Below are 9,116 nucleotides of genomic sequence, written 5' to 3' on the forward strand. Positions count from 1 at the left end.
GATCGAGCGCCGGGCGGCCGTTGTCGGCGCAGTAAAGTCCGGCAACGCGGTCGTGGATGAAGGAGAAGTCGATCACAGCATCGATCTTGCGAAGCAGGTGATCCTTCGGAACCAGACTGTCGAGCGTTACCATCTCGAGAGCTGTCTGCGACGGAGCGGGTTTCTTCAGCATGACCCAATGAATCACAAACCCCTGAACAAGGCCAGGGGTTTGTCAGCAGTCTGGATGGCCCGACTATTCGGGCCTTTTTCCCGCTTGTTTCATCCGGTTAATGCTTTCGGCAAGATCGGGGAATACTTCACGGAAAGGCCGGAAGGCTTTCAATGTTGCAGTGTCGCTTGACACCTAGGTGCGTCCCATTTCGAAATGCTGATAGTTTAACGCCTCAAGCGGCATAGCCGCCATTGTTATTCTGCCCCCATCTTCATAGTCCACTCGGAATGCCTGTTCATATCGATCAGGACCTACAAGCCAAAGGAACGGCGGCTTGCGCTTGCGCAAAGCCGCAACCTTCTTGAAGGCATTCTTGGACGCATTCTTTTCATCGTGCAATTCATGCGGGTTCCACGCAAAATGCTTCATATATTCGGCCAAAAGATCAATTTCTTTCCGCGACTTCTTCACTTCGCAGGCGATGTATTCGTCCATGCTGTCGGGGTTCTTTGTCACAATCACATCAAAAGCCCAATCCCCTGCGGACTGCGTTCCGATATGTTCTCGCGGCCAGCCAAAGTCGAAATGAAGGCGAGCCAGAACGCCGAGCGTGATTACTGGCTCAATCCATAGTGTGAATGTCCGTGACGAAGCTTTTTTGCTGCCAGACCAGAAAAATTGTTCGGATGCACCGCTACGGGCTGCGCGATATTTCCCTGTTCCGATATGGGTTACAAGCTGGCCGTCCCACGCTCGGATAAAATCAGCCATGTCAGTTTCTGACAGCCGCACGGATCGCGGATCAAAGCCGCTTGCCTGAAATCCGCCACCGCTTCCTGTGCAGAAATGCGGGATGAGTGCGTTCGTAAGAAGATAATGAAAAGAAAGTGAGGTGTCAGATTTCATCGGCTTACTTTCGAAGAAAGCGGCTATCCCGGTCGCTCAACCATTGCTTGCCATCCTTTTCACTAACCCATGGATTGCCGAATTCCCGTTGATCGGGAATAGGTTCGCCAGCCTTCATAGCCGTTCGCACGGCGCGTCGCGCACGCCAATGACCCGCTTCTTTAAATGCCTGTCGTTTCGGCAACCGCCTTCGCGCTCAAACCGAGCTAGTCAAACGAAACCATGATTTTTTCGCTGCCAATCTGGTTTTTGGCTATTATTCAGTTACAACAAGTTTGCCAGTGGCAAACACAGATGCGCCCAAGAGAGAAGCAATAAATACAACGATAGATCGAAACATTTCGAAGCCTTGCTTATATGATAATCTTATCCGAGCGGGTTAAATCGAAGATTGCTACCACGAGCCGCCCTCTACTTTTCCAGTAAGTAGGTCTACGGAGAACGGATACAATTTATCGTCCCTTGGATCAAAAGCTTCGCCTATAAGCTTATTGCCTTCAATTGATACATACTCAATTCCATCCCATGAGATGCGGCCACTTTTCCAAAGTATGCCGTTTTTAGTATGGGCGCTAACTTCAATGTCATCTGCAACGATCATAGCCTCAAGAGGCTTGTGATACCCCATCCAAGCGATAGGGCCGGGTAACATCTCAACTAAGGTTTGAGATAATACATTGATTTTATAAGCATTCCCGTCAGCAAGAACAAATACCGCAGTTTCTCCTAATTCAGGATAAACGCCTGTTGCCATGGCCCAAGCACGATATCCGGGATCAAAATTTCCAGTCCAAGTCTTGCCGTTTGAAGTCGTGAACTCGAAAACGATACCTTCGCGAAAATTACCGGGTTTAGGAAAACTCACTGCCATGTCGCCATATGCCGGTAGTCCTGAAAGTCGCTTGAATGAAAACAAGTTAAAAATCCTCCGCTGCGGCTTGACTTTATAGAGAAAAATTAGAGTACGCTGTCCGATTTTTTCATTTTAGGGGAGTGTAGGTATGTCGAACGCACTGGTCGAGGATACCTTTGATGATAACGTGCTGATCCTTGATAGAAAATGCAGCGGTTGCAATGACGTTACATTAATCATTGCCCGCGAATATGTTTATGCCCTTGATTTACATGGCAAACCACCGGAGCGTTAAGCGTCGCATCGAAAGATGCGATGCGGGTTAGAAGCCGCAAGATCACAGGGCGCTGACTGCGCCGCCGCCAATTTTGATCGGGGCGGCAACTTATGGTCGGGCTAAACTGGGGCTTTCGAGCCGCCGTGTCCTGTGCACCGTCTTCTAACCCGTTAAGCCCGACCGCCAGTTTAGAAGCTGCCGGTCGGTTCTCAAACACAGGGAGCCGGACCATGATCAATATCCATCAAGCCAATTCCACGTCTGATACTGCCGCCTGCCTATGGGCTAGGTACGAGGCGATCTATGACGAGCTTGAAGTGCTATCCGGACCATTCTCTGTCTCGATAAAACCTATCCGAAAACGTTAAAAATGCGACAGCAATGATGAACTTTACGATGATGCTTTGATGACGAAATTCTCCGAGGATTGACCGATCTGAAAAGGAACCCGGAGTTCCTGCGACTTTCTAGGCATAACGGCTCAGAAGGCACTCCAACCGTTTCAGAGGAGGGAACATTTTCACTCCGAATTCCGTTGAAACCACCGTTGGGCGAATTTTCGGAGTGAGGAGATGGAACGTTCAGTCCTTGTGGCGCTAATATTAGGCTTTTCAAGTGTCGCTTTCGCGCAGGAATCGGGGATGCCGACACAATCAGGCACGCAGGAACCCGAAGTGCCGGGCAATCCGCCGCCGACGCCGGGGCAGCCGCCGTCTGATCCTGATAGCGTTCATGTTACTAAACCCGCCGAATCGCAGAAACAGGACCGGGCTCAAAAATCTGAAAAGGATGCATGTACTCCGGGGCAGGACGCAAGGAAGTGTGTTGAGCAGCAGCGCGGTCGTAAATAACGCTCGTATTTGGATAGACGATAATGCGCGTGCTCTGACTTCGGCCAGGCAACTCTGTCCCTGGGGAGGGGGATAGGCTACACGAATTCTAGCACCTTTCGACAAACCGGTAAGCAGGGCATGATCTCTTCAGTGGTGCCGGCGAACACCTCGTAACGATTCCGGCTATCGTTGCGAATTCTTGTTTCCGATTGGGCTGGTAATAAGCCACTCGATAACGTCTTCTCTGTTCGCTTGTTGTGCGTGATCGACAAGAGCGTCATAAATGGCGGCGATGGTTGCTTGTGCCATCACGTTATTCATTTGCAGAATGTCGACAGTTTCCCAGCCACACTGTTCAATTGCTGTGGCTACTTTATCAATGAGAAGAGGATGGGCCACGTTGATTTCCCGTTATGATAGAGAAACTCTACCCTATCATAACGGATCGGGGGATAGATTTGATTTCAATCAACAGAAATCGTGAGATGGCTTAGTGTGAGAGGAATGCGGGAAAGGACCCCATTGTCGGGGACTTATAGCTGAGAACTGCGTTCGCTCGGCTTTGCGCAGCCCTTCGCAATTCATGGGAGTCGGTTTGCAGCAGGTGCTACAAAGCGAACCACAACAACCTCTGATTTATTTATAGCTTATTGATTTTATTCAGGGAAATAATTGGAGGCCTCGCCCGGAATCGAACCGGGGTGCAAGGATTTGCAGTCCTCTGCGTAACCACTCCGCCACGAGGCCTTCCGTCAAGCAGTACCAAATCATTCGGCGCTACCTTGGCCGTTCCAATATTGATACAGACCGATCTCGTCAAGCTGTAAGAGACAAATCTGGAAAATTTCTCCAAAGCTTTCCGAGTCCAGAGGAATCAAGGTTGTTCGTCCCGGTCGGGTGGCATTTGCGGGCGTGCGAGATTGCCCTTGGAGAAGGTATAGCCGGTTTCGACCACACCTGACCCGAATTTGTTTCTCAGCCGATCCATGGCATTCTCGGCGACCGCGCGCTTTGCGGCCTGTGTGTCTACGAGGTCGGGCGGATCGGCCCGGTCACTTGAAGAAAGTTCGCTAACACCAATTCCAAGAAGGCGAAATTTCGTTCCATCCAATTCTTTTTCAAGAAGCAGCAACCCGTGGCGAAAGATTCGATCCGCAAGTTGGGTGGGGTCGGAAAGCTGACGGTTGCGAGTACGCAATTTGAAATCGCGGGTTTTCAGCTTCAAGACGACGGTGCGTCCGGCTATATCACCCGCTTTCAGCCGCCGCGATACTTTTTCTGCAAGTGCGCGAAGGACCGGAACGAGATCATTTGCTTCCGACAGGTCGCTGTTGAAGGTTGTCTCGGCTGAGATGCTTTTCATGTCGTGGACAGGCTCGACCTTGCGGCTATCCTGTCCTCGGGAGAGGCGGTAAAGACGCTGACCCATGCTTCCATAGGCCTTCATGAGCGTTCCTTCCTCCATCGTTTGGAGTTGGCCGATTGAACGGATTCCGTCACTTTCCAGTTTGGCCGCAAAGGCTTTGCCTACTCCCCAGATCGTGCTGACGGGGCGGTCCCGCAGAAAGGCCAATGCCTCCGCTTCGCCAATAACAGAAAAACCGCGTGGTTTTTCAATGTCTGATGCAACCTTGGCCAGAAATTTGCAGTAGGAAAGTCCAATCGACGCGGAAATGCCTATTTCATCCTCAACCCGCTTGGCGAAGCGCGCCAGAACAATGGCAGGCGGCGCTTTATGCAGTCGCTCGGTGCCCCTCAGATCCAGGAATGCCTCATCGATGGAGAGCGGCTCGACGAGAGGCGTCAGGTCGCGCATCATCTGCCGCACTTGGCGACCCACGCGAACATATTTTTCCATATCCGGTTTGATAACGACCGCGTCCGGACAGGCTTCCAGTGCCTTGAACATGGGCATGGCGGAACGTACGCCGTGAATACGGGCGAGATAGCAGGCGGTCGACACGACGCCACGCTTCCCGCCGCCGATGATGAGCGGTTTGTCCCGTAGCTCTGGATTGTCGCGCTTTTCGACCGAGGCGTAAAATGCATCGCAATCGACATGGGCGAGGGAGAGCCTATAAAGCTCGCCGTGACGAAGAAGGCGCGGGCTGCCGCATGCATGGCAACGCCTGCCTGTGTCCGTCTTTTGCGGCGCAAGGCAATCGCGGCATACACCTTTTTCCGGACTGTTGGGGGCAGTGGTGTCAGCCATAAGGACGGACCGTCTGATGAACATAAAAGGAACATCCTTTTATATCATCGAAAGACGGAAGTGCCATCGGGATATGTGACCTGCCGGGTCTTCCACTTGACATTGCGGGGAATATCACCAAGTTTAATGGCATGAACAACCGTTTTGCATCCATACTCCATCGGGTTCATCCGATCACGGGATAGCTACCCTCGAGTTCTGCCTGGCGCAGGGGAACTCCGGGGGACGGTACGCCGCTTGTCCAAAAGCGGATTTCAAATAAGCGCTTTCGCCAAAATCAATCTGAACAGCTTCGTGCCGAAACAGCACGGGGATTTATTACCTTTCAACAGCAGTGAGCACTCGCCATGAGCGGAAAGAATCGCAAGAAGCCCAATATCGTTGTCAGCGAAACTGACTACGAACGCCTGATGGGGCTGGCCACCAATGTTTCGGAACGTCTTGAGGAGATTGCGGAGGAACTGATGGCCGAGCTCGATCGAGCAAAAGTCGTGCCAGCAAAGCGCTTGCCGCAGGATGTGATTCATATGGGCTCTACTGTCGAGTTTCGCTCCAATGACGGGCAGGAACGCCGGGTTACGCTCGTATATCCAGGAGAAGCGGATATTGCGCAGGGCAAGATTTCCATACTGACGCCAATCGGCACCGCATTGATTGGGCTTGCACCTGGCCAGTCAATTTCCTGGACGGCGCGCGATGGCAAGCAGCATGAATTGAACGTGGTGTCGGTTTCGAATGATGTTGAGGTTGCTGCGGCAACTCCTGCGGCTGAATAACCAATAAGAAAGCCCGGCTCGGCCGGGCTCAGATTGATTACAAACCCCTCGATTTTTGGCGACAGTCAAAAATGAGGGGTTTTGATTCCGATTTGTTCACGTTTTGAATCTGAGACGTTCCGTGAATCTGAGGCCATTTTGACCCTACCGGAGGTTTGTCAGCAGCCTGAGCCCGGCTCGGCCGGGCTTTGCCATGTGGCTTTGGACCTTATGTCTAGAGCGCTTCCAGCTAAAGTGTGAAACGGTTTTGCGTTGTAAAGCGCGACTAAACAAATAGCTTGGAGCAGTTTCTGCGATTCTGGAACGACATCTAGAGATGCCGGTTCAATCCGCCCGGCAGGTGTATGAGGGCTTTTTCTATTATTGTCGGATCGCGGCCAGCTTCATCGCAATAGCGCAAGAGCGTTGGTTCATGGGACAGGAAAAATTGCAGTACACCTGCGAGAAAACCGGGTTCACGCGCTGCCTGCCGGATGGACGCAGCCTCTATACCTGTCAGGGCGAGGAAACGCGGCAGCAGGTCCTTGTCTTGCGCCAGCCACGCTAACGCTTCAATAGCGATCGCTTCCGCATCCGCCTGGCTCATCGGCGTTTTCATGTGGTTTCTCCGCTTTTTTCATCGTTTGGCCGAATGTGTAGCGGTGGCAGGATCGAGGAACAATGGAATTATTTGCCTTTCATCAATGAAATGAGGTTAAACTAATCGCGGTCTGAAAGCGGAGAACTTTCTAGTGGTCTATTTCGGTCCATTATCAGATAAGAAGATTGAGAAAATGCCGGGTTGCTGCAGGGAATAAGACCAAGGAATATTCGATGCCGAAAAGCGTAATGATTGTCGAAGACAACGAACTCAATATGAAGTTGTTTCGCGATCTAATCGAAGCCAGCGGATATGAGACGATCCGTACGAGAAACGGGCTTGAAGCGCTGGATCTTGCGCGTGAGCATCGACCCGACCTGATTCTGATGGACATACAGCTCCCGGAGGTATCGGGACTGGAAGTCACGAAATGGCTAAAAGACGATGACGAGTTGCGACACATTCCGGTTATCGCCGTCACGGCATTTGCCATGAAAGGCGACGAGGAACGTATCCGGCAGGGCGGCTGTGAAGCCTACATATCCAAGCCGATATCGGTGCCGCGCTTTATAGAAACAATCAAATCCTATATGGGCGACGCTTAGCGAAAATCAGGGGCGGGGGCATCATGACTGCAAGAATTCTCGTCGTTGACGATGTGGATTCCAATGTAAAGCTCCTCGAAGCCAGGCTGCTCTCTGAATATTACGAGGTCGTTACGGCTTTTAGCGGCCCGGAGGCCATAGAAATTTGCCTGGGTGGGCAGATTGATGTCGTCCTGCTCGACATATTGATGCCGGACATGGACGGTTTTGAAGTCTGCCGTCGTTTGAAGGACGACCCCCGCACATCCAACATTCCTGTAGTCATGGTGACGTCGCTTGATGGCGCGGAGGACAAGATTCGGGGCCTTGAAGCTGGCGCGGATGACTTCTTGTCCAAGCCTGTCAGCGATCTTCAGCTTCTGTCGCGCGTAAAGAGCCTGGCGCGGCTGAAACTCGTCTCTGACGAGCTTTTTCAGCGCACGGGCACGGTAGCCGACGCAGAGGTGGAAACGCTGCTGGCAAGCAAGATGGGCGGAAATTATGCCGATAAGGACGAGGCTGCTCGTATTCTCATCGTGGATGAGGATGAACTGGCGGCGGCGCGCCTTCGTGTCATTTTGGGCGAAACCTATCGGGTAGACGTGGCCAGTGACGCGAATACAGCCCTGATCCGAGCAATAGATACCGATTACGACAGCATCGTCGTTTCAGCCAATTTCACGTATTATGACCCGCTTCGTCTGTGCTCGCAGTTGCGAACTATAGAGCGTACACGGCTGGTGCCGATCATTCTTGTCGTGCGGGAAGACGAAGGAGCGCTCGTAGTGCGCGCGCTGGAGCTTGGCGTAAACGACTATCTCATGCGTCCGCTTGAAAAACTGGAATTGTTCGCACGCCTGCGGACTCAGATCAAACGGAAGTGCTATAATGATCTTTTGCGGCAAAGCCTCAATCGCACGATCACCATGGCGGTGACGGACAGCCTGACAGGGCTGCACAATCGCCGTTATCTCGATACGCATATGCCTGTCCTGCTGACGCGCGCCATGGGGCGGGAACGGCCGCTGTCTGTCATCATGCTCGATTTCGATCATTTCAAACGGATCAACGATCAATTCGGGCACGATGCGGGCGATGATGTTCTCCGCGAGTTTGCGGCGCGTTTGCGCAAGACCATTCGCGGCATGGATTTGCTGTGCCGGTATGGAGGCGAGGAATTCGTCGTTGTGCTTCCAGACAGCGATGTGGAGGCCGCAAGGATCGTCGCTGAGCGAATCCGGGCCGCTGTGTTGGAAGCCCCTTTTTCTGTCGCCAACGGCAAGCATAGGGTCAATCTGACCATCAGCATGGGGATTGCAGGATTGAGGTTGATAGGGGACAGCGCCGATGCCCTTTTCTCGCGAACTGATGCTGCGCTCTATCAGGCCAAAAAAGGAGGGCGAAATCGCATCGTCTCCTCAGCCGCCTGAAAGAAACAGTGGGCGGGAAACGAAAAAGCCGTCTCAGATGAGACGGCTCAGACCGCTGACAAACCCGCCGATATTTTCGGCGGGTTTTGTTCTGGAGAGTATGCTGTTTTGGGCGGCGGAGTTTTGACGCAGATTGAGAAGGGTGTATCCGGCTCATGCGCTGACCGGTTTTGGCCCTTTGGTGAGCGCCATTGCGATCTTCTTGATGTTCTGGGCACTCGCGGCTAGCAGGCATTGCCATCTGACCTTGATGAGGCCACGGAACCTGGCATAGCGATGTCCATGCAACTGCTTGGCATCGGCAAAGGAACGCTCCACCGTCTCCTTGCGTGCAGCGCCCGCTCGGCCTCGATCGCCCGGTCGAGAGCGGCCCAATAGTCGGCGCGCGATTTCTCGATCATGGCCAGATCATACTTGCCCTTGTTGGCATTGGCCTTCAGATGGGTCGAGTCGGTATAGAGCACTGTGCCATCGACCAGCCCATGGCCAATCGCCTGTTCGACGATATGGT

The 9,116-nt window shown here is 52.7% G+C and carries 10 protein-coding genes, 1 tRNA gene and 4 pseudogenes; 6 read left to right on the forward strand and 9 right to left on the reverse strand.

The features are described from left to right. From F9K78_RS21545 to F9K78_RS21555, 3 genes and pseudogenes are all read right to left on the reverse strand, one after another. A pseudogene (locus F9K78_RS21545) lies at positions 1–172 on the reverse strand (IS5/IS1182 family transposase); the annotation flags it as partial. Positions 173–346: 174 nt separating this feature from the next. Then, positions 347–1,060, reverse strand: a complete 714-nt coding sequence (locus tag F9K78_RS21550; protein ID WP_121987408.1) for an MCP four helix bundle domain-containing protein — start codon at positions 1,058–1,060, stop codon at positions 347–349. Positions 1,061–1,454: 394 nt separating this feature from the next. Further along, positions 1,455–1,976, reverse strand: coding sequence for a hypothetical protein (locus F9K78_RS21555; protein ID WP_144897552.1), 522 nt, complete (start codon positions 1,974–1,976; stop codon positions 1,455–1,457). An 85-nt stretch (positions 1,977–2,061) separates the two neighbouring features. Between F9K78_RS21555 and F9K78_RS22005 the strand changes: the two genes are divergently transcribed. Both F9K78_RS22005 and F9K78_RS21560 read left to right on the forward strand, forming a co-directional pair. Then, the gene (locus F9K78_RS22005) at positions 2,062–2,208 is read left to right on the forward strand and encodes a hypothetical protein (RefSeq protein WP_162929839.1); all 147 of its coding nucleotides are present in this window, start codon (positions 2,062–2,064) and stop codon (positions 2,206–2,208) included. 554 nt (positions 2,209–2,762) lie between these two features. Next, the gene (locus tag F9K78_RS21560) at positions 2,763–3,041 is read left to right on the forward strand and encodes a hypothetical protein (protein ID WP_121987406.1); all 279 of its coding nucleotides are present in this window, start codon (positions 2,763–2,765) and stop codon (positions 3,039–3,041) included. A 165-nt stretch (positions 3,042–3,206) separates the two neighbouring features. On the opposite strand, the gene F9K78_RS21565 is transcribed toward F9K78_RS21560, so the two are convergent. The 3 genes from F9K78_RS21565 to F9K78_RS21575 all read right to left on the reverse strand — a co-directional run bounded on the left by F9K78_RS21565 (position 3,207) and on the right by F9K78_RS21575 (position 5,235). After that, positions 3,207–3,422, reverse strand: a complete 216-nt coding sequence (locus F9K78_RS21565; protein ID WP_121987405.1) for a hypothetical protein — start codon at positions 3,420–3,422, stop codon at positions 3,207–3,209. 274 nt (positions 3,423–3,696) lie between these two features. Beyond that, positions 3,697–3,770 (reverse strand) — tRNA-Cys (locus F9K78_RS21570). A gap of 127 nt (positions 3,771–3,897) precedes the next feature. After that, positions 3,898–5,235 carry a DNA polymerase IV gene (locus F9K78_RS21575; protein ID WP_121987404.1) on the reverse strand — a complete coding sequence of 446 codons (1,338 nt, stop codon included), beginning with the start codon at positions 5,233–5,235 and terminating at the stop codon, positions 3,898–3,900. A gap of 347 nt (positions 5,236–5,582) precedes the next feature. Between F9K78_RS21575 and rnk the strand changes: the two genes are divergently transcribed. Then, positions 5,583–6,011: a nucleoside diphosphate kinase regulator gene (gene rnk, locus F9K78_RS21580; RefSeq protein ID WP_121983562.1), complete on the forward strand. Its 429-nt coding sequence runs from the start codon at positions 5,583–5,585 to the stop codon at positions 6,009–6,011. A gap of 36 nt (positions 6,012–6,047) precedes the next feature. Then, positions 6,048–6,251: pseudogene (locus tag F9K78_RS21585) on the forward strand (hypothetical protein). Positions 6,252–6,321: 70 nt separating this feature from the next. Here the strand turns inward: F9K78_RS21585 and F9K78_RS21590 are convergent. Next, the gene (locus F9K78_RS21590; protein WP_121987403.1) at positions 6,322–6,609 is read right to left on the reverse strand and encodes a DUF3572 domain-containing protein; all 288 of its coding nucleotides are present in this window, start codon (positions 6,607–6,609) and stop codon (positions 6,322–6,324) included. A gap of 215 nt (positions 6,610–6,824) precedes the next feature. Here F9K78_RS21590 and F9K78_RS21595 point away from each other — a divergent pair, with 215 nt between their 5' ends. Beyond that, positions 6,825–7,196 carry a response regulator gene (locus tag F9K78_RS21595; RefSeq protein ID WP_006468945.1) on the forward strand — a complete coding sequence of 124 codons (372 nt, stop codon included), beginning with the start codon at positions 6,825–6,827 and terminating at the stop codon, positions 7,194–7,196. A gap of 23 nt (positions 7,197–7,219) precedes the next feature. Beyond that, on the forward strand, positions 7,220–8,605 hold the full coding sequence (locus F9K78_RS21600; protein ID WP_121983560.1) for a PleD family two-component system response regulator: 1,386 nt from the start codon (positions 7,220–7,222) through the stop codon (positions 8,603–8,605). A gap of 153 nt (positions 8,606–8,758) precedes the next feature. On the opposite strand, the pseudogene F9K78_RS21605 reads toward F9K78_RS21600, so the two are convergent. Next, positions 8,759–8,935: pseudogene (locus tag F9K78_RS21605) on the reverse strand (transposase); the annotation flags it as partial. Continuing rightward, positions 8,926–9,116, reverse strand: a pseudogene (locus tag F9K78_RS21610) (IS5/IS1182 family transposase); the annotation flags it as partial. The pseudogenes F9K78_RS21605 and F9K78_RS21610, both read right to left, overlap by 10 nt.

It is taken from the genome of Brucella pseudintermedia, from assembly GCF_008932435.1.
In the GTDB taxonomy this organism is placed as follows: domain Bacteria; phylum Pseudomonadota; class Alphaproteobacteria; order Rhizobiales; family Rhizobiaceae; genus Brucella; species Brucella pseudintermedia.